Raw genomic sequence first — 22926 nt, 5'->3', positions numbered from 1 at the left:
ACAATTGTCAAGCATGTTTTTCGAATGACTAAATTTGCGTCATTTTTGGGCTTTCTGATTAAGGGGTCGGCATCGAAAGCGGTTTTCTTTGGCAGAAGGACGCCTTAAGAAGGATTTGACCTGCCTACGCTCAACGTTTTCACGCCACAAACCCAAGGATTTGCCGATGTTGCCTGACCGCGATTTCTTCGATGCGCTTGCCGATGCCGCCAAGGGTGAGACGCTGCCGCGGTTTCGCACCGGAATTTCCGTCGTCAACAAACTGGCCGGCGGTTTCGATCCGGTAACAGAAGGTGACCGCGCAGCTGAAACGGCTATCCGTGCGCTGATTGAAGAGCGTTTTCCCGAACATGGCATACTTGGCGAGGAGCATGAAAGCATCGGGCTCGATCGCGAGCATGTCTGGGTGATCGATCCGATCGACGGAACGCGGGCGTTCATTTCCGGCCTGCCTGTCTGGGGCACGCTGATCGGTTTCCGCTCCAATGGACGCGCGACCATGGGGATGATGGACCAGCCGTTCATTGGCGAGCGTTATTTCGCCGATGGCAATCGTTCGTGGTATTCGGGGCCGGACGGCGAGCGGCAGATTTCGGTGCGTGACTGCGGATCACTTTCCGATGCCATCTTGTTCACGACCTCGCCGCATATCTTTCAGGGGGATGACCTGAAGCGCTATCGGGCCGTCGAGGAGAAGGTGCGGCTGTTCCGGTATGGCTGCGATTGTTATGCCTATGCGCTGCTTGCGGCAGGGCATGTCGATCTCGTCGTCGAAAACAGCCTGCAGCCTTATGATGTCGGGGCGCTGATCCCGATCATAGAGCAGGCAGGTGGTATCATCACGACTTGGGACGGCGGAAGGCCCGAGAATGGCGGCAATATCATCGCAGCCGGCTCGAAGGTCGTTTACGAGCAGGCTATGGCGCTGCTCGCCGGGCGGTGATCAAAGAAATCAGGCGGCGGTTTCTGCCATTTCCAGCCCGCCATCGAGGCCGGGCATGAAGGTCTCGATCGCATCCATGGCCTGGGCGCGATAGATATCCTTCTCCTGAAACAGTTCGTGCCGGCCACCGGTGACGGGGATGAGCTGTCCGGCACGGAAATTCCGCGACAGGTTTTCCTGCAACCGGTAGGGCACGACGCCGTCGAGCACGGGTGCGAGAATCAATGTCGGGATGGTGATTTCCATCAGGTGCGACTGCAGTGATACGCGGGAGGCTGCTTTCAGCGTTTCGTGCACCCAGCGCGCCGTGGGAGCGCCGACAGTCAGGTCTTCGAAACTGCGATAAAGTTCGAGATTGCGTTCGAAACGCTTCCGGTCTCCCGTCAGGCCATTGCCCTCGAAGGGGATCAGTCGTCGGTCGCCGCCGAGCTGGACGCCGCCGAAACCGGTCCAGGACATCAGTCGCGCCAGAGGGCGGGCGAATTTTTCCGATGCGGGCTGGCCATGGAAGCCGACATAGGGGGATGCGAGCGCCATCCGGCTGATACGGTTCGACAGGCGCGGTGCGACTGAGAGGGCAATCAGCGCGCCGGTGGAATGGGCGACAAGGAAGAAGGGCAGGCGGGCATCCGGCAGCACGACCTGTTCCAGAAAGATCTCGAGATCCTTCTCGTAATCGGAAAAGCGCCGGACATGCCCTTTCCTTGCGTCTTTCTTAAGCCGGTCGGATCCGCCTTGCCCGCGCAGGTCATATGTTGCGACCCACAGGCCCATCGCGTTCAGATGGCGGATCGTCTCGAAATATTTCTCGATGAACTCGTTGCGACCCTGCAGCAAAACGATGGTGCCGCGCGCCGGCACGATATCCGAGCGGAACAGGCCGTAACGGATTTTTGTGCCGCGGTGGCCGGTAAAATAGCCCGCGGAGTAATTGTCCGGCGCAGGGTTTTCCGGCGTGGGGCGAAGGATGTCGTGGCTGATCTGGTTCTCGCTCATGAATTCAGCGTTAGGCGAGTGCCGCTGCAGGTCAAGCAAAATCGCGTCTTCCAGGATTATGCGTGGAGCGTGGGTGGACATGGGCGATGTAACTGTATAACGCATTATATGTAATGTTATTACATATAGGAGAGGTTATGTCCCATTTGTTGCGTGTTGCCGGATTTACGGCGACCCTTCTCGCCTCGAGCGCGGTGTTTGGATCCGTTGCATTTGCAGAGGAAAAGGATGCGGAGACGTGGCGGTTGTTCGTTGCCGATCACACTCTGCCAGTGATGCGCGCCATCAATCTTTCGTCCGGCAAGGAGATCGGCAAGTTCGATCTGGAAGGATATGCAGCGCTTTCAGTGAGTGACAGCGGGCGGACGGTTTTCGCCGTTCAGGGTGACGAGAATATCGTTCATGCCATCTCAACCGGAATTGCGCTGTCGGATCATGGTGAACATCGCGATATCGAAATCAACGAACCGAAACTGATCCCGACGGCGATCAAGGGGCAGAAGCCCGGCCATGTCGTCACCCATGGTGATCAGGTCGCCGTCTTCTACGATCGGGAAGCGAAGTTCGATCTGGTCAGCGAAGAGGCGCTTGGGGATGGCGGCGCGGTGTTGAAACCGTTCGACACGATCGCAGCCCATCATGGTGTCGCCGTTCCAGTCGGCAATCATTTCCTCGTTTCGGTGCCGAATACCGAGGTGGCGGTGAAGGAGGGCGAATTGCCGCCGCGTCTCGGCCTGCGTGTCGTCGATGCCGATGGTGAGCAGGTGGGCGAGGTCGCGACCTGCACCGGCCTGCATGGCGAGGCAAGCTCTGCGCGGCTTGTCGCCTTCGGTTGCGAAGAAGGCGTTCTCGTTGCGCGGCCGGGCGGCATGGATGGGCCGAAGCTTGAGATGCTCGGCTATGGCAAGGACCTGCCGAAGGGAAAGGTGTCGACGCTACTGGGCGGAAAATCGATGCAGTTCTTTCTCGGCAATTACGGTGAGGACAAGATCGTGCTTGTCGATCCGGACAGCGCTGAGGAGGTTTATCGCCTGATCGAGCTGCCGACGCGACGTGTCGACTTCGCGCTCGATCCTGCCGATCCGCATAGCGCCTATGTGCTGACCGAAGACGGCAAGCTGCATCTCATCGATGTGGTGAAGGGGGAGATCGTCAAGAGCGAGACGGTAACCGAGCCTTACAGCAAGGACGGGCATTGGCGTGATCCGCGTCCGCGGCTGGCTGTTGCTGATGGCCAAATCGCCGTCACCGATCCGCGCAAGAGCCTCGTTCGCGTTGTCGATGGAGACAACCTGAAGGAGGTGCGGACCATCGCCGTGGAAGGTCAGCCCTTCGCCATCGTGGCGGCCGGCGGGTCGGGCGCGGTGCACTGAACCACGCCATTTTCAGCCGGGGTGGGCGCTGGTTCGGCTGGCGCTCATCTGCCTATGACGTGAGAAAAAGAGGGCCGGAACCGGCGACACGGGGATGACAGCGCGGTTCCGGCAAGGCTGACCGAAGCGACGGGACGAATATGCTTCGGTCCAAGGAGGCATGCCGCCTTCCAGAACCTTGCTTCTAGCAATGGGGGGCTGAACCTCAGCAAAACCTGCTGTTCATGCGGTGTTCATTGGCAAAACGGCTGTGACGTATCGGGGTCTTGAAGGGCGTGGCTGCAATTCCCATCTTCACTCTGCAGGCGCCGAAAGGGTCTGCTCAACGGGGTCCTCATCGCCATTACGGGATGTTGACGCCCAAGTGAAAACCGCAACGTCGCTTCAATGGAGGACATTATGCGTCACGTCGATTTCTCCCCGCTTTACCGCTCCACCGTCGGTTTCGACCGGCTTTTCAATCTTCTCGACAATCGCAACTTTGGCGATCAGGGGCAGAGCTATCCGCCCTATAATATCGAGCGGACCGGTGAAAATACCTATCGCATCACCATGGCTGTCGCCGGTTTCGACGAAAAAGAACTTTCGATCGAATTCCAGGCTCATGCGCTCACCGTAAAGGGTGAAAAGGCTGAAGAAGATGGCGCCGATCAGAACGAGTTTCTCTATCGCGGTATCGCCAAGCGCGCCTTCGAGCGACGCTTCCAGCTTGCCGATCACGTCGAAGTCGAAACCGCTTCACTGAAGAACGGATTGCTTCATATCGACCTCGTCCGGAATATTCCGGAAGCGATGAAGCCCCGCCGTATCTCGATTGCAGCTGAAGCCGGCGACACGACCAAAACGATCGAAGCCCAGGTCGCTCCGCAGCAGGTGAATTAACGCTTTCGTCTCTGATCCTCCCATCAAGGACCGCAAGCCGCCGCCCCTTCCTTTCGCGAGGAGGGGGCGTTTTTGTATTCGGGCCTGGTTAAGCCGCTGCCGGTTCCGCCTTCAGTTCCTTTGCTTTCAGGCGGTCCGCATATTTCTGCGCCAGCACTGCACAGGTCATCAGCTGGATCTGGTGGAAGAGCATGATCGGCAGAACGATCGCGCCGATCGATGCGGAATTGCCAGAAAAGATTGCATTTGCCATCGGCACGCCTGATGCCAGCGACTTCTTCGAACCGCAGAAGGTGATGGTGATCTCGTCTTCCTTGCTGAAGCCGAGCAGTCTGCTGCCGAACATGGTGATGCAGAGTACGGCGGCCAGCAGGACGATATCGAGGCCAATGACGACGGCGATATCGGTGAGCGAGAAGGTTTTCCAGATGCCTTCCATAACGGCTGTCGAGAAGGCGAGATAGACCACCATTAGGATCGAGCCGCGATCAAACGGCATCAGCAACTTCTTCTTCGAGCGGATCCAGTTGCCGATCCAGGGCTGCAGGAGCTGGCCGAGGACGAAGGGGGCGAGCAGCTGCAGCGCGATCTTTTCCAGAGCATCAAGCGAAACCCCGCCGCCGCCAGTTGTCGACAGAAGCAATGCGATGAGGGCAGGGGTCAGGAACATGCCGAGAATGTTGGAGCCAGATGCTGCGACGATGGCGGCCGGAACGTTGCCTCCGGCCATTGAGGTGAAGGCGATCGATGACTGCACGGTAGACGGCAAAACGCAAAGGAACAGCATGCCGAGATAAAGCGGTGCCGGCAGTATGCTTTCGGGAATGAAACCTAGGGCAAGCCCGAGAAGCGGGAAGATGGCGAATGTGGTGAGCACGATCGTCAGGTGCAGGCGCCAGTGCAGTACGCCGGCGACAACCGTGTCGCGGGCAAGGCGTGCGCCATGCAGGAAGAAGAGAAGGCCGATGGCGATATCCGTCGCAATGGCGAACCAGTCTGCCCAAGTGCCGTAAATGGGAAAGAATGACGCAAGGATCACGGTTCCCAGCAGCATCATCGTATATAGATCGGGCAGAAAGCGCTTCATCACATGCTCCGCGGGCCTTGGCCCTCAAGGGTGGGTAGATTGCGGTTTCTATTATCGTAAAGTAGAATGCAAACACTAACAGTTATCATGAAGCGCGATAGCAATGCTGAACCTTCATCATCTCGACAGTTTTCTCATGCTGCAGCAGACGGGCAGTTTTACCGAGGCTGCGGCTAGGCTCGGTGTCGGGCAGTCGACCGTAACGCAGCATATTCAGCTGCTGGAAAAATCGCTGGGACGCCAGTTGGTGTTTCGCGACACACATCAGGTGAGGCTGACGGCGGATGGCGAGGCGCTTGTCGGTTATGCGCGGGGGATGCTGGATCTCAATGGTCAGGTCCTGTCGCTTTTCGGTGAAAGCCGGCTGCGCGGGCGGCTGAGGCTCGGTGTGTCCGAGGATGTGGTCGCCAACCGGTTGACGGGAATATTGGAGGATTTCATTCGCCTCCATCCGCTGGTCGATCTGGAGCTGACTGTTGCGCTGTCGGCGGTGCTCAACCAGATGCAGGATGCCGGCGATCTGGATCTGGTGCTCGCCAAGCGGCATGTCGGCGAAACGCATGGCAAGCTTCTGTACCGCGAGCCGTTGGTCTGGCTTGCGCGTGATCCGCACTTCGCTCCGGCCAGGGATGCGGTTCTGCCGCTGATCGCATTTCCGCCGCCCTCCATTACCCGACGGGTGGTGCAGGAGGCGCTGGATCGGGAGAAGCTTGCGTGGCGCGTCGTCTGTACCTGCGGCAGCCTGAGCGGGCTGACCGCTGCGGCGCGCGCCGGCATGGGCGTGATGGTGCAGCCGCGCAGCATGGTGCCTGAGGGCCTGCGTGAGATTGCCGGTGACCGCCTGCCGCGGCTTGAAGACGTGGAGTTCGTGCTGATCTCGCGGCGTGGCGCCGATGCGGTGATGGTTGAGGCCCTGTCGAGCCTGATTGCGGCACGCATCGTGCCGCAATCGATTTAAGCGTCGAATCCGATCTTACGCAGAAGCGCAGATAGACAAGAACTGGTCGACATCCTCTTCGGTCGTAGCAAAAGAGGTGACCATGCGGATGAGAGCTTCATCCTTGCCGACTTTTTCCGGCATGTCGCGCGGTTCCAGCCAGTCGTAGAATTTCGCGCCCTGTTCGGCTGCAGCCTTGGCTGAGGCTTTGGGCAGGACGGCGAAGACTTCATTCGCTTGCGTCGGCCATGCTAGGCGTGCGCTGTTGAGCGAGCCAAAGCCTGTGCGCAGGCGATCAGCCATCGTATTGGCATGCTTGGCCAGGCCTAGCCACAGATCATCCTGGAGATACGCTTCGAACTGTGCGGCGATGAAGCGTGACTTAGAGAAAAGCTGGGCGGTGCGCTTGCGCAGGAAGGCGAAGTCCTTTGCAAGCTGCGGGTCGAAGAAAACGATGGCTTCGGCGCACCAGCAGCCATTCTTCGTGCCGCCGAAGGAGAGAACGTCTACGCCGCGCTTCCAGGTCATTTCCGCCGGCGTGCAGCCGAGTGAAACCAGAGCATTGGCAAAGCGCGCGCCGTCCATGTGAAGCGGCAGGCCATTTTGCTTGGCGATCTTCGAGATCGTGTCGATTTCGTCGAGCGTATAAATGGTGCCGACTTCCGTTGCCTGGGTCATGGTGACGGCGGCAGCGCGGCCATGGTGGACGGCGTCCTGAGGGTAACGCGCAATCCGCTCCAGAAGGTTTTCCGGAAGCATCTTGCCGGCCGGGCCCTCGACACCAACCATGCGCATGCCGGAGAAGAAGTCCGGGGCGCCGCATTCGTCTTCGATCACATGCGCTTCGGTGTGGCAGAAGGTCAGGCCGCCGGGGCGGGCGATGCTGGCAAGCGAGAGCGAATTGGCGGCCGTGCCGGTGGCGACAAAAAAGACCGCGACCTCTTTTTCAAAGATCTCGTTGAAGCGCTGCTCAATGGAGCGATCCAGATCGCTCGTTCCATAGGCTGCGGCGAAACGAGTCGATTCCTTCGACAAGCGTTCGTTGATGGCAGGATGGGCTCCTGCCCAATTGTCGGAGGCGAAGAACATAAAATGACACCTTGGGGTGGTTGGGAGGTGCCGGGAGATTAAGACTTTTTCGCATTCGTGCAACGGTAAAGCCTGTCTCCGACGGGTGGACCTATTCGCATGGCAATGAAAGGGTTTATCGGATCGGCTTTGCGCAATTAAATTACTCAAACCCCTTTGTTTTGCGTAATGGACTGTCGCGTCGCGTGCAGATTTTTGCAGACACGCCCTTGTGAGAAAGTTAAAATCATGCGATATCAGATTGAGAATTAGGTCAGCTTTTCTGTCCTAATTTATCCGGCAATCAGCTTTGAACTCGTGTCGAGCCGCCGAATTTGACGCCGATCTGGTTTGGGCTTTGAGTCTTTATAGGTTCTTGGCTCGATGCTGGAGCGGCGCAGTTGCGTGACTGGTGATGGCTCTGTCATCTCCAGGATTTGATGGGATGCCACCTTGCTCGCTGAAGATAGCGGCCAACAGGAGGAATGACGATGACGAAGAAGGTTCTAGATCAGCACTGTCCCACCGACATGGCCTCGGCGAAAGCCGGGCAGGGCGTGCCTTTCGTCGCGTCAGGCATTCCTGCCGCCCAAGGTCTTTATGATCCGCGCAACGAGCATGATGCCTGCGGCGTCGGCTTCATTGCCAATATGAAGGGCCAGAAGTCTCACCAGATCGTCAAGGACGGCCTGTTCATCCTGGAAAACCTGACGCATCGCGGTGCTGTCGGTGCCGACCCTCTGATGGGTGACGGTGCGGGTATTCTTGTGCAGATCCCTGATCGTTTCTTCCGTGAAGAAATGGCAAAGCAGGGCATAACGCTGCCGAAGGCCGGTGAATATGCCGTTGGTCATTTCTTCCTGCCGCGCAACGCCGAGCAGATCGAGCATTTCAAGAAGGTCATCATCGATGTGATCGCCGAAGAGGGGCAGCAGTTCCTCGGCTTCCGCGATGTGCCGGTCGATAATTCCTCGCTCTCCAAGGCGCCGGATATTGCCGCCACCGAGCCCTATCATCTGCAGGTCTTTATCGGTGCGGGGCGCGATGCCGCGACCAATGCCGAATTCGAGCGCCAGCTTTTCCTCGTCCGCAAGGTAATTTCCAACCGCATCTACGACCAGTTCGGTGGTCAGGAGACCGGCTTCTACCCGGTTTCGCTGTCGTCCTCGACGATCGTCTACAAGGGCATGTTCCTCGCCTATCAGGTCGGCGCCTATTACAAGGACTTGGCAGATCCGCGTTTCGAGACGGCCGTGGCGCTGGTTCACCAGCGTTTCTCGACGAACACCTTCCCGTCCTGGAAGCTGGCGCACCCGTATCGCATGGTCGCGCATAACGGCGAAATCAACACGCTGCGCTCCAACGTCAACTGGATGGCGGCGCGTCAGGCGTCCGTTTCGTCGCCGCTGTTCGGCGACGATATCTCCAAGCTGTGGCCGATCTCCTACGAGGGCCAGTCGGATACGGCCTGCTTCGACAACGCGCTCGAATTCCTGCTTCGCGGCGGTTATTCGCTGGCGCATGCGATGATGATGCTGATCCCGGAAGCATGGGCCGGCAACCAGTCGATGTCGAAGGAGCGCAAGGCGTTCTACGAATATCACGCTGCCCTGATGGAGCCGTGGGACGGTCCGGCAGCCGTCTGCTTTACCGATGGCAAGCAGATTGGCGCGACGCTTGACCGTAACGGCCTGCGTCCGGCCCGTTATCTCGTCACCGATGACGACCGCGTCATTCTCGCGTCCGAAGCCGGCACGTTGCCGGTGCCGGAAGAAAAGATCATCAAGAAGTGGCGCCTCCAGCCGGGCAAGATGCTGCTGATCGACATGGAGAAGGGCCAGATCATCTCCGACGAGGAGCTGAAGACGACGCTTGCGACCAAGCACCCATACGAGAAGTGGCTCGATCGCACCCAGCTTATCCTTGAAGACCTGAAGCCGGTGGAGCCGCGCGCGCTGCGCCGTGACGTTTCGCTGCTCGATCGCCAGCAGGCCTTCGGTTACACGACCGAGGACACGAAGATCCTGATGTCGCCGATGGCGACGACCGGTCAGGAAGCCGTCGGTTCGATGGGCACCGATACGCCGATCTCGGCGATGTCGGACAAGTCGAAGCTGCTCTATACCTATTTCAAGCAGAACTTCGCGCAGGTGACGAACCCGCCGATCGATCCGATCCGCGAAGAACTCGTCATGAGCCTCGTGTCCTTCATCGGTCCGCGCCCGAACATTCTCGACCATGAAGGCATGGCGAATGCCAAGCGTCTGGAAGTGCGCCAGCCGATCCTGACCAATGGCGATCTGGAAAAAATCCGCTCGATCGGTCACACGGAAGATCGCTTCGACACCAAGACGCTCGATTTCACCTATGACATCGAGCGCGGCGCCGAAGGCATGCCGGAAATGCTCGATCGTCTCTGCGAACGCGCAGAGGCTGCGGTCAAGGGCGGCTACAACATCATCGTGCTGTCCGACCGCCAGATTGGCCCTGACCGTATCGCGATCCCGGCGCTTCTGGCGACGGCTGCCGTGCATCACCACCTGATCCGCAAGGGGCTTCGCACCTCGGTCGGTCTCGTCGTTGAATCCGGCGAGCCGCGCGAGATCCATCACTTCTGTCTTCTGGCCGGTTACGGTGCGGAAGCGATCAACCCCTATCTCGCGTTCGACACGCTGACCGACATGCATATGCGCGGCGAATTCCCTAAGGAAGTCGATGCCGGCGAGATGGTCTATCGCTATATCAAGGCGGTCGGTAAGGGCATTCTCAAGGTCATGTCCAAGATGGGCATTTCCACCTACCAGTCCTATTGCGGCGGTCAGATCTTTGACGCCGTCGGCCTGAACTCGGAACTGGTCAACCAGTATTTCTTCGGTACCGCGACCTCTATCGAAGGCATCGGCCTCACCGAAATCGCCGAGGAAACCGTCAGTCGCCATGCGTCCGCCTTCGGCAAGGACCCGGTTCTGGCCTCGTCGCTCGATATCGGCGGCGAATATGCCTATCGCATGCGTGGCGAAAGCCATGCCTGGACACCGGATGTGGTGGCGACCCTGCAGCACGCCGTGCGCGGCAACAGCCAGGATCGCTACCGCGAGTTCGCCCAGATGGTGAACGAGAGCTCGGTTCGGATGAACACGATCCGCGGCCTGTTCAAGATCAAGTCGGCGGAAGCGCTCGGCCGCAAGCCGGTCTCGCTCGATGAGGTCGAACCGGCTGTCGATATCGTCAAGCGTTTCTCGACCGGCGCGATGTCCTTCGGCTCGATTTCTCGTGAAGCGCATACGACGCTCGCAATCGCGATGAACCGGATCGGCGGCAAGTCGAATACCGGTGAGGGCGGCGAAGAAAGCGATCGTTACCTGCCGCTGCCGGATGGTTCGATGAACCCCGAGCGTTCGGCAATCAAGCAGATCGCGTCCGGCCGCTTCGGTGTGACGACCGAATATCTGGTCAATGCCGACATGCTACAGATCAAGGTGGCGCAGGGCGCGAAGCCCGGCGAAGGTGGTCAGTTGCCCGGCCACAAGGTCGATGCGACCGTTGCAAAGACCCGTCATTCGACGCCGGGCGTTGGCCTCATCTCGCCGCCGCCGCACCATGACATCTATTCGATCGAAGATCTGGCGCAGCTGATCTACGACCTGAAGAACGTCAACCCGACGTCCGACATTTCGGTCAAGCTGGTGTCCGAAGTCGGTGTCGGCACGGTTGCTGCCGGTGTCGCCAAGGCGCGCGCCGACCATATCACGGTTGCCGGTTTCGACGGCGGCACGGGTGCTTCGCCGCTGACCTCGCTGAAGCATGCCGGTAGCCCATGGGAAATCGGCCTTGCCGAAACCCAGCAGACGCTGGTGCTGAACGGCCTTCGTTCGCGCATCGCGCTGCAGGTCGATGGCGGCCTGAAGACCGGCCGTGACGTCATCATCGGTGCGCTTCTCGGTGCCGACGAGTTCGGCTTCGCGACGGCTCCGGTCATCGCTGCCGGCTGCATCATGATGCGCAAGTGCCATCTCAATACCTGCCCGGTTGGCGTTGCCACGCAGGATCCGGTTCTGCGCAAGCGCTTCAAGGGTACGCCGGAGCACGTGATCAACTACTTCTTCTTCGTTGCCGAAGAAGTACGCGAGATCCTGGCATCGCTCGGCTTTACCAAGTTCGACGAGATCATCGGCCTTTCCGACCTGCTCGAGAAGGACGACATGCTGGCGCACTGGAAGTCCCAGGGGCTCGATTTCTCCAAGATCTTCCACAAGGTAGAAGCTCCGAAGAGCGCTACCTACTGGACCGAGCGTCAGAAGCATCCGATCGACGACATTCTCGACCGCAAGATGATCGAGAAGTCTGCTGCCGCGCTGGAAAGCAAGGAGCCGGTTGTCTTCGAAGTGCCGATCAAGAACGTCGACCGTTCTGCCGGCGCGATGCTTTCGGGTGAGCTTGCCAAACGCTGGGGCCAGAAGGGTCTGAAGGACGACACGATCCATGTGACGCTGACCGGTACGGCCGGCCAGTCCTTCGGTGCCTTCCTCGCCCGCGGCATCACGTTCGATCTCGTTGGCGACGGCAACGACTATGTCGGCAAGGGCTTGTCCGGTGGCCGGATCATTGTGCGTCCGCCGGAAAACTCGAAGATCGTTGCCGAAAACTCGATCATCGTCGGCAATACCGTGCTTTACGGCGCGACGACCGGTGAGTGCTATTTCCGCGGTGTTGCCGGTGAGCGTTTCTCGGTGCGCAACTCCGGGGCGATCGCGGTTGTCGAAGGCGTGGGTGACCATGGCTGCGAATACATGACCGGCGGCATTGTCGTCGTTCTCGGCGAAACGGGCCGCAACTTCGCGGCCGGCATGTCGGGCGGCGTCGCTTACGTGCTGGACGAGAAGGGCGATTTCGCCAAGCGCTGCAACATGGCGATGGTCGAGCTTGAGCCGGTTCCGGAAGAGGACGACATGCTGGAAAAGCTGCACCATCACGGCGGCGACATCATGCACAAGGGACGTGTCGACGTTTCCGAAGACATGACGCGCCACGACGAGGAGCGTCTCTACCAGCTGATCTCCAACCACATGCATTACACCGGTTCGACCCGCGCCAAGGATATCCTTGATCGCTGGAGCGAGTTCCGGCCGAAGTTCCGCAAGGTCATGCCGGTCGAATATCGCCGTGCGCTGGTCGAGATGGAACGCATGCGGATGGGCGTGGCTGCGGAGTAAGCCAGATGGCTTTTGTTCACCGACTGGTTTCGGTGAGCATCGCAGTCGCTGTGCCAGCGGCTGCATTCTTCGCGAGCGGCAATGTTGCAATAGAGTTTATCGTGCTGGGGGCGGTTATCGGTTTCGCCTACTGGTACTGGGGTCCTACGGGCACCCTGCTTTGAAGAGGGAATGACATGGGCAAGGTAACGGGTTTCATGGAAATCGACCGGCAGGTGGCGAAGTACCAGCCTGCGTCGGATCGTATCCGCCATTTCCGCGAATTCACCATTCCGATGTCGGATGCGGAAGTAACCAAACAGGCTGCCCGCTGCATGGACTGTGGCATCCCCTATTGCCATGGCCCGACCGGCTGTCCCGTGCATAACCAGATCCCGGACTGGAACGATCTGGTCTATAACAACAAGTGGGAAGAGGCGATCCGCAACCTCCATTCCACCAACAATTTCCCGGAATTCACCGGTCGCGTCTGTCCCGCGCCGTGCGAGGAAGCCTGCACGCTGAATCTCGAGGATGCGCCGGTTGCGATCAAGACGGTTGAACAGGCGATTGCCGACAAGGCCTACGAGCTTGGCTATATCGTGCCGCATCCGGCAACGGTGAAGACCGGCAAGAAGGTTGCCGTTATCGGTTCAGGCCCCGCTGGCATGGCGGCTGCACAGCAGCTTGCCCGCGCCGGTCATGAAGTTCATGTCTATGAGCGCGAGAGCAAGGCCGGCGGCCTGCTGCGTTACGGCATTCCGGACTTCAAGATGGAGAAGAACTTCATCGATCGCCGCGTCGAGCAGATGACCGGCGAAGGCGTTACTTTCCATTACGGCGTCAATATCGGCGTCGACAAGAAGGTCGAAGAACTGACCGCCGAACACGATGCCGTCGTCTATTGCGGTGGTTCGGAAACTCCGCGTCCGGCCGGCATCCCCGGCGCTGACCTGCATGGTGTCTATGATGCCATGCCGTATCTTGTGCAGCAGAACCGCCGCATCGGCCGCGAAAACATCGATAGCGTTGCCTGGGCGGCCGAACCGATCCTCGCCGGCGCCAAGCATGTCGTCGTCGTCGGTGGTGGCGATACGGCGTCCGACTGCGTCGGTACGGCCTTCCGTCAGGGTGCCGTCAAGGTAACCCAGCTCGACATCCGTCCGCAGCCGCCGGAAAAGGAAGACAAGCTTGCCGTCTGGCCCTTCTGGGCAACCAAGATGCGTACCTCTTCCTCTCAGGCTGAGGGCGCTGTCCGCGAGTTTCAGGTCGCGACACTCGAATTCATCGGCGAAGACGGTCAGTTGACCGGCGTGCGTTGCTGCGAAGTCGACGAACGCCGCAAGCCGATCGCCGGAACCGATTTCATCATCAAGGCCGATCTCGCCTTCATCGCCATCGGATTCTCGGGTCCGCTGAAGGAAGGCGTGCTGAGCGAACTCGACGGAAAGCTCGATATCAATGTCGACCGTCGTGGCTCGACCAATGTCGTTGCCAACGAGCGCGACTACAAGACGTCGGTCGACAAGCTGTGGACGGCAGGTGACGTGCGCCGCGGTCAGTCGCTGGTCGTCTGGGCGATTCGTGAAGGTCGCCAAGCGGCTCGCGCCATCGATGAAGCTTTGATGGGAAGCTCTCTGCTGCCGCGCTGATATCGGCCTTCGAGCATTTTCAAGTCATGATGATCGAACCAGAGCCGCTACCTTCCCGAAAACCGGGTAGGTGGCGGTTTTATTTTGTCTGAATCTCATGGTGCCGTCACAATTTTGTAAATTTGACCAACGTCAAGGGGATGGCGGCGGGATCGTGTAACGCCTTGTTCGAAGGGCCTTGATAAACATCAAGGCCCTGGACACCCGAGGACAAGTAAATGCGCTTCAGTATTCCGGCTATTCTAAGTTATTTCAGGGACATGGTTCCGTTCCGAATCATTCCGGCGATCATCACGACGATTTTTCTGTCCACCCTTCTGGCTATCCCGGCCCCTGCTGGGCTGGATGAAAACGGCTGGAAGATGCTGGCCATCTTCCTGACCACAATCCTGGCGATCATCCTCAAGGTCATGCCGATCGGCGTGATGGCGCTGATGGCGATCGTTATCGTCTCGCTGATGCAGGTGACATCACCAAATTCTAAGGGCGCCGTTGCCGATGCGCTCAGCAGTTTCGCCAACCCGCTGATTTGGCTGATCGTCATTGCGGTCCTGATCTCGCTCGGCCTGCGCAAGACGGGTCTTGGTCGCCGGCTCGGCCTCGGCTTCATCGCGCTTCTCGGAAAGCGGACGATCGGCATCGGTTACGGTCTGGTTTTCTGCGAGTTGATCCTAGCGCCGTTTACACCGAGCAACACCGCACGTGGCGGCGGCATCATCCACCCGATCATGAAGTCGATCGCCAATGCCTTCGATTCGGATCCGGCAAAGGGGACGCAGGGCAAGGTCGGCACCTATCTGGCGCTGGTGAACTATCACGCCAACCCGATTTCGTCGGCGATGTTCGTCACCGCGACCGCGCCCAACCCGCTGGTGCTCGAATATATCGCGAAGTCGACCGGCGGCACGATGCAACTGACCTGGGTTACCTGGGCGCTGGCCATGTTCGTGCCGGGTCTGGTCGCGCTCGTGGTCATGCCGCTCGTGCTCTACATGATCTCGCCGCCTGAGCTTAAGCGCACGCCGGATGCCGTTTCGTATGCCAGGAAGGAATTGGCGGCGATGGGGCCTCTGTCGGGCAAGGAAATGGTGATGATCGGCACTTTCGTCATGCTGCTGATCCTTTGGGCCAACGTTCCGGCGATGATCTTCGGACCTGCCTTCACGCTCGACCCGACCGTGGTCGCAGTGCTCGGTCTCTTCGCTCTCCTGATCACCGGCACGATCAACTGGGATGATGTGCTGTCGGAAAAAAGCGCCTGGGATACGCTCATCTGGTTCGGCGCGCTCGTCATGATGGCCGACCAGCTGAACAAGCTTGGTGTGATCGGCTGGTTCTCGAACGGCATGAAGGACATGATCTCGCATGCGGACTTGAGCTGGCAGATGACGGCTGCGATCCTGGTGCTCATCTTCACCTTCGCGCACTACATGTTTGCCAGCACCACCGCGCATGTCAGCGCCATGATGCTTGCCTTCCTTACCGTCGGTGTGATGCTGATCCCGGCAGAATACCATGCCGTCTTCCTGCTGATGATGGCAGCCTCGTCGTCGATCATGATGACGCTGACCCACTACGCGACAGGCACATCGCCGATCATCTTTGGCAGCGGTTACATCACCATGGGCAAGTGGTGGGGCGTGGGCTTCATCATGTGCCTGGTCAATCTCGTCATCTTCGCCGCGGTCGGCGCAGTGTGGTGGAGAGCGCTCGGCTACTGGTGATCCGTCAGCACCGTGCGAGACTGAACATTACAGGCGCCGTAAATGGCGCCTGTTCTTATTGTGTCTTCGAGATCTTGTAGTTGTCGATGCGGCCTGCGGGAGCCGGGTCCATTTCGCCGCGCTTGACCAATCGCTCGCGCGGGGACTGGGTGAGGCTGTTTGTCTTCGGGACCGCTCCTAGCAGTTCCTTGCCGCCGTCGAGGTCGGGGTCGGATAGGCTGATCGGCAGCGCGGGGAGCGTCTTGTTGGGATCCACCGGCAGATTGAGGTCCGGCAACGTGCCGGGTCCCAGGTTCACCAGTTCCGGGCTTGCCATGTCGCCCAGGTGGCGGCGGGCAAGCTTCTCGACATAGAAGGCCAGTTTCTGCTTGCCGGCTTCGGTAAAGGTAATGCCATCTGCTCCACGCAGGCGGACCTGCTGGCCGTTCACATCGGAGCCGGTCAGGATGAACTTGCCGTCCTCGTCGACGAAACCATCCCAGATATCGACGAATTCGCCGCCCACGTCTTCCGTGCGTGCACGGTAGATGGCGTTGAGCTTGGCGGCATCCGCCATCATCGACGGCGACTGGAAAGAGGGCAGGCCGACCCAGAGCAGCGGCAGCCGGCGGCTGGTCACGATGCGAGCGACCTCCGATACGCGTCGCCGGTATTCGGCAAACCACGCGTCTGTCGGGAATTTTTCCCTTGCCCCCGAGGTCATCTGCTGGCGATCGTTGGCGCCGATCATGACGACGACCATCGCCGGCTTGGCCTCGGTGATGATGCCCGGAAGCTCCTTCAGCCAATCGTAATGATCGTCTCGAACGAGGCCCGAAGAGCCGTCGCTTCGGGTGAATACGGCGACGCCGGGAGATGCTTCAAATGTGGTCTCAAGCTGACCGCCGATATTGCCGGCGAAGAAATCACCGACCACGAGGATCTTGCGGGCATCTTCCAGTTTCGCGACCGGATCGGGTTTAGGCGGCGCAAGTGGGATCGGAGGCCGTGGAGCGGGCGGTCTTGCAGCGCTTCGGTTGCGCTCCCGTCGCGGAGCCGTCTCGATGATCGAGCCGTCACGTCGGTTATAGCGGACCGGAGGCTCTTCCCGTTCGTAACGGGGCCCGCCGAAAAGCAGATCAAACAGGTTCCGGCGTCTTACCGGTTCCTGTGCTCCGGCGGAAACGGGAAAGCTGCCGGCCAAGAGAGCAACCGTCAGCACGCCGCAACCAACGCGCTGAACAAGGCTTTTCTTCATGGGGTCAACAAACATCGTTACGAATCCCGACGGGCTATCATGATCACAAATCTTGCGCCCGCTGGATCACATGTCAACGCAGGGCGCGCAGCAGCGATTGCGATGGCTCGCCGTCTTGGTTCATGCCCAGTCTTTTCTGAATCGCAGAAATCGCGGCCTTGGAGCCGGAGCCGAAATTGCCATCGACTTCGCCGTCATAATAGCCCAGTTCCTTCATGCGGCTCTGCAGTTCAAATTTTTCCCTGATATCGAGCGTGCCTTGTGGGCGCGGCCATGATTGTTGCATGCCGCCATAACCCGCGATCTCGTCGGCAAGAAGCCCTACAGCCAGAGCGTAGCTGTCTGCCGCGTTATATTTCTTGATGGTGTAGAAGTTTTTCATCATCAGGAAGGCCGGTCCGTTTGAACCGCCCATCAGCTTCAGCGTCGCACGATCCGTACCGCGCGGGAAACCCTTGCCGTTAGGGCGTACAAAGCCGAGTGCGGCCCATTGGGCAAGCGTCTTCGTCTGGCCTTCGTATCTGCCAGCGCCCGATGGAAGAACGGCCTCGTAACCCCATGTCTTGCCGGTAGTCCAGCCGTTCTGGGCGAGAAGGTTGGCGGAGGTTGCCAATGCATCGGGGATAGAGTGCCAGATATCGCGCTTGCCGTTACCATCTGCATCGACCGCGTAAAGCAGGTAGCTCGTAGGAATGAACTGCGTATGGCCCATCGCGCCGGCCCATGATCCGGTCAGCTGCTTTGGCGTCACGTCACCTGCCTGCAGGATCTTCAGGGCGGCGATCAGCTGGGTACGGGCGAATTTTGCTCGCTTGGGATCCGCCCACGCGAGTGTGGCCAGTGCCTGCGGAACGTGATGCAGCCGTTCCGGCTTTTCCAAGACTGCGCCGTAATTGGATTCCATGGACCAGATGGCGAGCAGGATGTTCTTGTCAACGCCGAAATGGCGCTCAATGGCGTTCAGCGTGGCGCCATGGCGGGCGGCCATCTGCCGACCAATCTGAACGGTGTAGGGATTGACGCGGCTATCCAGATATTCCCAGATCTGCGATTTGAACTCGGGCTGGTACTGGGCCTTCTGTAAAGCCTCCGGGTCCGGTTCATTGATGCCGGCAAAAGCCTTCTGGTATGTCGAACGCGTGATGCCACTTTTGGCTGCGGTCTCGTAGAAATCTGCAACCCATCTCTTGAAGCCCGCATCGGCCTGAGCATTTAATGGCATCATGGCCGTCGCGAGACCGGCTGCAAGCAGGAGGGCGAAGCTACGTGAGCGGGTGCGGAATCTGGTCATCGGCAGTCGTATCCATTCCTTCATGCGCCGTTCATGGCGTGTCTGGTATGCGGCTCAACGATGTCTTAACGTAATAGAGTCAACAAATTCTTTACCATAGATCACGGGTTCGTGGGAGCCTTTTGCGAAACAGTAGCAATTGCACACTACAACCCCGAAGGTTTCATATCCGCACAATGAAGTGCATTCAGGAGGCATGAGTGTCTGAACAGCGTAAGATCCGCAAAGCAGTTTTTCCGGTGGCCGGACTCGGCACGCGTTTCCTTCCGGCGACCAAAGCCGTTCCAAAGGAAATGCTGACTGTGGTCGACAAGCCGGTCATTCAGTATGTGGTTGACGAAGCGGCTGAGGCCGGCATCGAGCATTTCGTTTTCGTCACAGGTCGCGGCAAGGGTGTCATCGAAGACTATTTCGATATCCAGTTCGAACTGGAGCAGATGCTGCGCGAGCGCAACAAGAATGCCGAACTGACGCTTCTGTCGCATATTCTGCCGAAGGCCGGCACGGCGAGCTTCACTCGCCAGCAGGTTCCGCTCGGTCTCGGCCATGCCGTGTGGTGCGCCCGTGACATTGTTGGCGACGAGCCTTTTGCAGTGCTGCTGCCCGACATGATCATGTCATCGGAAAAGAGCTGCCTCAGGGGCATGGTCGAGCTTTACGAACAGACTGGTGGCAATGTTCTGGCCGTCGAGGAATGCGATCCGGAACAGGCGCATAAATACGGGATCGTCGGCAAGGGCGCTTCCGTCGGCAATGGTGGTTTCAAGATCACCGAGATGGTCGAGAAGCCGGTTAAGGGCACCGCACCTTCCAACTTCTTCATTAACGGTCGCTACATCCTGCAGCCTGAGATCTTCAAGATCCTGGAGACCCAGGAGCGCGGCGCCGGCAACGAGATCCAGCTGACCGATGGCATGCTGGCCTTGGCGAAGGATCAGGACTTCGCCGCCTATCCGTTTACCGGCGAGACCTATGACTGCGGCGCCAAGGACGGCTTCATTCTGGCAAATCTCGCTTTTGCCCTGCAGCGCCCGGATATCCGCCCGGCCATCGAAGGCCCGCTCAAGGCGCTTGCTGCCAAACTGAAGTAACATCTGCGCAAGCTCAAAATAAAAGAAGCCGCCGAGGTCTGCCCCGGCGGCTTCTTTCTTTTGGAGCGTGGGGATTTACCCCACGCTAGATAAGCAATGTCAGACGGCCTTGTGGCCCTTGATGCCGTAATAGAAGATGTAGATGTAGCAAAGGACCGGCATCAGGAAGGCGAGGTGGATACCGATCGTATCGGCAAGAGCGCCCATGATAACCGGAACGATCGCACCGCCGACGATGGCCAGGCACAGGATGCCCGAACCCTGGCTGGTGTGACGGCCAAGACCTTTCAGCGCAAGGCTGAAGATTGTCGGGAACATGATCGAGTTGAACAGGCCGATCGCGAGAACAGCCCACATGGCCAGCTTGCCGCCGGCAAAGACCGTTACCAGGAGAAGAACAGCTGCCAGAACGGCATTGAAAGCAAGTGCCTTGCCGTCTTCAATGTAGCGCATGGCATAGGCGCCGATGAAGCGTCCAACCATTGCGCCGCCCCAGAAGTAGGCCACATAGTGCGCTGCTTCTGCTTCCGGCAGGTTGGCGATAGTTGGCTCCGCAAGGTAGTTTACCAGGAAGCTACCAATCGAAACTTCGCCGCCGACATATACGAAAATGCCGATCGCACCGAGAACGAGGTGTCGGTAGGACCATGCGGAAGCGCGTTCGCCGCCTTCGGTCTCAACGGCTTCCTCTTCGATCTGCGGCAGCTTCAACGCTGCGAAGATTGCCGAAAGCACGAGGAAGGCAATCGCCAGAAGCATGTAGGGGAAGCGAACTGCATCGGCTTCTTCCAGGCGCAGCGTTTCCAGTTGCTGACCGGTGGCGGTGGCGATGTCGCCGGTTGCTGCCGACAGTATCAGGAAGGCGCCGAACAATGGAGCAACGGTCGTGCCGAGCGCGTTGAATGCCTGAGTGAGCGTCAGGCGGCTGGCTGCCGTTTCCGGTGCGCCGAGTTCGGTGACGTACGGGTTGGCGGCGACCTGAAGGACGGTCACGCCAGAAGCGAGAATGAAGAGCGCTCCGAGGAACAGACCGTAGACGCGGTAGGCGGCTGCCGGGATGAAGAGGGCGCAGCCGATCGCGGCGATCAGCAGGCCAACGACGATACCCCATTTATAGGTGATGCGCTTAACCAGCGCACCCGCTGGCAGCGATACGATGAAATAGGCGCCGAAGAAGCAAAGCTGAATGAGCATCGACTGCGTGTAGTTCAGCGAGAAGACGTTCTTCAGATGCGGAATGAGAATGTCGTTCAGGCAGGTGATAAAGCCCCACATGAAGAACAGCGACGTCAGTGCAATAAGAGCGAACTGATAATTGTTGGCGCCGGCCTTGGAAGACTTCGTGCTTCCGGCCTTTGTGCCGTTGTTGGTAAGACTAGCCAATTTGAAACCTCAAACTTGCGCCATGCGGCAATGCTGCATTGCGGCAAAAATATGCCGAATGGGCCGCTATATGCTGCATCTGCTAACAGATGAAAGAGGTAGGGATCAGGAAACAGCGATATTTCACAGTTCACTTCCGGCTTGATATTACCGGGCAGCCTTTTAACCATTGCATTTCAAGCATGGGAAACATGATGTCTAAATGGTTGCGCGAAACATTTGTTCATAGGCTTCGAGATTGCGACAAGATGCGACAACTTGTCGTCATGCCATGATTTGTCTGCTGAGCTTTTGCTCATTCTATAGGCAAACTCCAGTTGTGGGAGTTGCGACGTATGCTCATCATGCATCACGTCTGTTCACGGAAATGTGATTATCGTCGCAGGGTCAGCCCTATGCCGGCGCGAAGAATGTCCTGATCGGAGCCGCCGCCGGTCGTTGTTTCGTATTCTACGTCGCCGGTCATATCCAGATATCGATTGATACTCCATGTCAGGCCTGCTCCGGTAATCCAGGTGACATTGTTGTTGCCTGATCCCTGAAAATCGCGAAGCGTCGCACTTCCCGTCAGGCGGCCGACGAGATGATCACGCATCTGGTGAGCGAGAGCGGAACTCAGCTGATATTCCGCCCACCCGCCTTGGCCTGCTGCAGTCGAATCCTGGACAGTGCTGCGAAGCCCGATGTTGATGTCAGTGCCACGGCGCGGTGACCAGCTGACGTTGCCGTCTGCGGTAAAGGCGTCCACCGCATCCAGCCGGGAGTCCTCATAGGCCACGCGTTGATATCCGCCTGCCAACTCTCCGCGCAGTTTTTCACCGAAATCGAACGCTACGCCGGCGCGTGCTGCATAATTGTCGGAAGAGCGTTCATAACCGGCGCTGTCGCGTCGGCGGTCGTAAGACGTATGCCCAAGTGCCACTTCGGCGAAAGGAATGATTGCCGGCGAAAGCTCGTATCCAAGGCGTAGACGTCCGTCGATGCCGGTGCGGTCTCGATCCTTCATGCTGAAGACGGAGCCATCGGACAGTTTCGCATCCGTATACACATTGCGGCTGGCACCGATGGCCGCCAGGCCGTGGACGCGCCCCACCTCACGTTCTATCGAGGCCTCGGTCTCGAATTGATGGACGCCTGCCTGTTCGGAGGCATTGCCGACTGCGTTGGGGGCCGCGACATCCTCGCGTTCGAAACTGTAATTTCCGGTAATATGTGCAACTGTATCGTCGGCAAGATCCAGCCGAAGATCGGCGCCGATCCGTGCGTTCGGATCGGCGTTGTTCTGGCTACCGTTCAAATTGCGTTCGTAGACGCCCTGACCGGTAATCGTCAGTGCGTGGCGAGACCAGTCGGAGGTCAATGTGCCGCGTATGCCAGTTGCAAGATAATTGCGTGTTTCCTTCGAGCCGTGATCGCGGATCACTTCCGTATTGATGCTCTGATTGACGGATGGACGGAGAACGAACGTGCCCAGACGCATGCCGGGCGCGTCAGCGCCCTCGCGGTACCGTTCTTCCCATTGTGACCGGTCCAGAGGCCCCGGGTCGTCATCCGCCGGCTGGTCGTATTGCTGATTCAGATCCTGTTCTACAGGTTGGTTCAGGTCATCATTCTCAGCGGTATTTTCCGGCCGGGCAGGTCGTTGCGTCGCTGGAATAGCGGTGGGATCATAAAGGCGGGACGCTCTCTGATCGATATCATCCTGCGTTGTCGGTGTCGGCCACGTCGCCGTTGCGGCACCGCCCGTAACACTTGTGGTTCCGGCTGTTCCGAACTGGCTGTCCGGAAGGCCGGGCAGGGGAGTGGTGTTGCTTGAAAAAACACTCTGAGCATAAGCCTGATTGACGCCGGACACAGCAGCCACTGCGACGACAAAGCCTAAAGCCGTCCGCCGCCCGCGTCGAGCCGTACCTGTCAGAAGCGTTTTTTTCATCGAATGCCCGGCAACCATAAATGCTTACCCAAATGTAAATCACTGTGGTTAAGGATTGGTTGAAATAGCCGGCCGGTAGTGGATGGACAAAGGACCGCGCCGAAAGCCAATGGACTTGAGGCGGAAAAGGGACTAAT

Annotated in this window: 16 protein-coding genes; 9 read left to right on the top strand and 7 right to left on the bottom strand. The window is 58.8% G+C overall.

The annotated features are described in order from the left end of the window. Positions 1-166 precede the first annotated feature (166 nt). Positions 167-943 (top strand): histidinol-phosphatase, encoded by a 777-nt coding sequence (hisN, locus tag JZX87_RS01230; protein ID WP_206823096.1) that lies wholly within the window; start codon positions 167-169, stop codon positions 941-943. A gap of 9 nt (positions 944-952) precedes the next feature. Here the strand turns inward: hisN and JZX87_RS01225 are convergent, their stop codons facing one another. Further along, the gene (locus JZX87_RS01225; protein WP_206823095.1) at positions 953-1939 is read right to left on the bottom strand and encodes an alpha/beta fold hydrolase; all 987 of its coding nucleotides are present in this window, start codon (positions 1937-1939) and stop codon (positions 953-955) included. A 137-nt stretch (positions 1940-2076) separates the two neighbouring features. On the opposite strand from JZX87_RS01225, the gene JZX87_RS01220 reads away from it, so the two are divergent. Together JZX87_RS01220 and JZX87_RS01215 are read left to right on the top strand one after the other, a co-directional pair. Then, complete coding sequence (locus JZX87_RS01220; RefSeq protein WP_206823094.1) at positions 2077-3312, top strand: metallochaperone AztD; 1236 nt, start codon at positions 2077-2079, stop codon at positions 3310-3312. A gap of 399 nt (positions 3313-3711) precedes the next feature. Next, on the top strand, positions 3712-4194 hold the full coding sequence (locus JZX87_RS01215; RefSeq protein ID WP_148143449.1) for an Hsp20 family protein: 483 nt from the start codon (positions 3712-3714) through the stop codon (positions 4192-4194). 88 nt (positions 4195-4282) lie between these two features. Here the strand turns inward: JZX87_RS01215 and JZX87_RS01210 are convergent, their stop codons facing one another. Then, positions 4283-5281, bottom strand: coding sequence for a bile acid:sodium symporter family protein (locus JZX87_RS01210; protein ID WP_148143452.1), 999 nt, complete (start codon positions 5279-5281; stop codon positions 4283-4285). A 103-nt stretch (positions 5282-5384) separates the two neighbouring features. Between JZX87_RS01210 and JZX87_RS01205 the strand changes: the two genes are divergently transcribed. Then, on the top strand, positions 5385-6239 hold the full coding sequence (locus JZX87_RS01205; RefSeq protein ID WP_206823092.1) for a LysR family transcriptional regulator: 855 nt from the start codon (positions 5385-5387) through the stop codon (positions 6237-6239). Positions 6240-6254: 15 nt separating this feature from the next. Here the strand turns inward: JZX87_RS01205 and JZX87_RS01200 are convergent, their stop codons facing one another. After that, the gene (locus tag JZX87_RS01200; RefSeq protein WP_206823091.1) at positions 6255-7307 is read right to left on the bottom strand and encodes a threonine aldolase family protein; all 1053 of its coding nucleotides are present in this window, start codon (positions 7305-7307) and stop codon (positions 6255-6257) included. 509 nt (positions 7308-7816) lie between these two features. Here JZX87_RS01200 and gltB point away from each other — a divergent pair. The 4 genes from gltB (at position 7817) to JZX87_RS01180 (ending at position 15854) form a co-directional block, all read left to right on the top strand. Further along, a complete protein-coding gene (gene gltB, locus JZX87_RS01195) occupies positions 7817-12499 on the top strand; it encodes a glutamate synthase large subunit (protein WP_286194092.1) in 4683 nt (1560 codons plus the stop codon). A gap of 5 nt (positions 12500-12504) precedes the next feature. Then, positions 12505-12663 carry a hypothetical protein gene (locus JZX87_RS01190; RefSeq protein WP_183685249.1) on the top strand — a complete coding sequence of 53 codons (159 nt, stop codon included), beginning with the start codon at positions 12505-12507 and terminating at the stop codon, positions 12661-12663. A gap of 12 nt (positions 12664-12675) precedes the next feature. Continuing rightward, positions 12676-14130: a glutamate synthase subunit beta gene (locus JZX87_RS01185; RefSeq protein ID WP_148143458.1), complete on the top strand. Its 1455-nt coding sequence runs from the start codon at positions 12676-12678 to the stop codon at positions 14128-14130. A gap of 218 nt (positions 14131-14348) precedes the next feature. Next, positions 14349-15854 (top strand): DASS family sodium-coupled anion symporter, encoded by a 1506-nt coding sequence (locus JZX87_RS01180; protein WP_210348962.1) that lies wholly within the window; start codon positions 14349-14351, stop codon positions 15852-15854. A 55-nt stretch (positions 15855-15909) separates the two neighbouring features. Here JZX87_RS01180 and JZX87_RS01175 read toward each other — a convergent pair whose 3' ends face one another. Together JZX87_RS01175 and JZX87_RS01170 are read right to left on the bottom strand one after the other, a co-directional pair. Beyond that, entirely contained in the window at positions 15910-17106 is a 1197-nt protein-coding gene (locus tag JZX87_RS01175) for an SGNH/GDSL hydrolase family protein (RefSeq protein ID WP_183821084.1), read from the bottom strand. A 58-nt stretch (positions 17107-17164) separates the two neighbouring features. Beyond that, complete coding sequence (locus tag JZX87_RS01170) at positions 17165-18382, bottom strand: lytic murein transglycosylase (RefSeq protein WP_148143464.1); 1218 nt, start codon at positions 18380-18382, stop codon at positions 17165-17167. A 200-nt stretch (positions 18383-18582) separates the two neighbouring features. Between JZX87_RS01170 and galU the strand changes: the two genes are divergently transcribed. After that, a complete protein-coding gene (galU, locus tag JZX87_RS01165) occupies positions 18583-19473 on the top strand; it encodes a UTP--glucose-1-phosphate uridylyltransferase GalU (RefSeq protein ID WP_206823090.1) in 891 nt (296 codons plus the stop codon). A 99-nt stretch (positions 19474-19572) separates the two neighbouring features. On the opposite strand, the gene JZX87_RS01160 is transcribed toward galU, so the two are convergent. Next, positions 19573-20856 carry a sugar MFS transporter gene (locus tag JZX87_RS01160; RefSeq protein ID WP_286193988.1) on the bottom strand — a complete coding sequence of 428 codons (1284 nt, stop codon included), beginning with the start codon at positions 20854-20856 and terminating at the stop codon, positions 19573-19575. Between the two features lie 373 nt (positions 20857-21229). Then, positions 21230-22789 (bottom strand): outer membrane beta-barrel protein, encoded by a 1560-nt coding sequence (locus JZX87_RS01155; protein ID WP_206823089.1) that lies wholly within the window; start codon positions 22787-22789, stop codon positions 21230-21232. Positions 22790-22926: the final 137 nt, after the last annotated feature.

It is taken from the genome of Agrobacterium sp. Ap1, assembly GCF_017313375.1.
Classification (GTDB): Bacteria; Pseudomonadota; Alphaproteobacteria; order Rhizobiales; family Rhizobiaceae; genus Neorhizobium; species Neorhizobium cellulosilyticum.
This window is presented reverse-complemented; position numbering and strand designations above follow the sequence as displayed.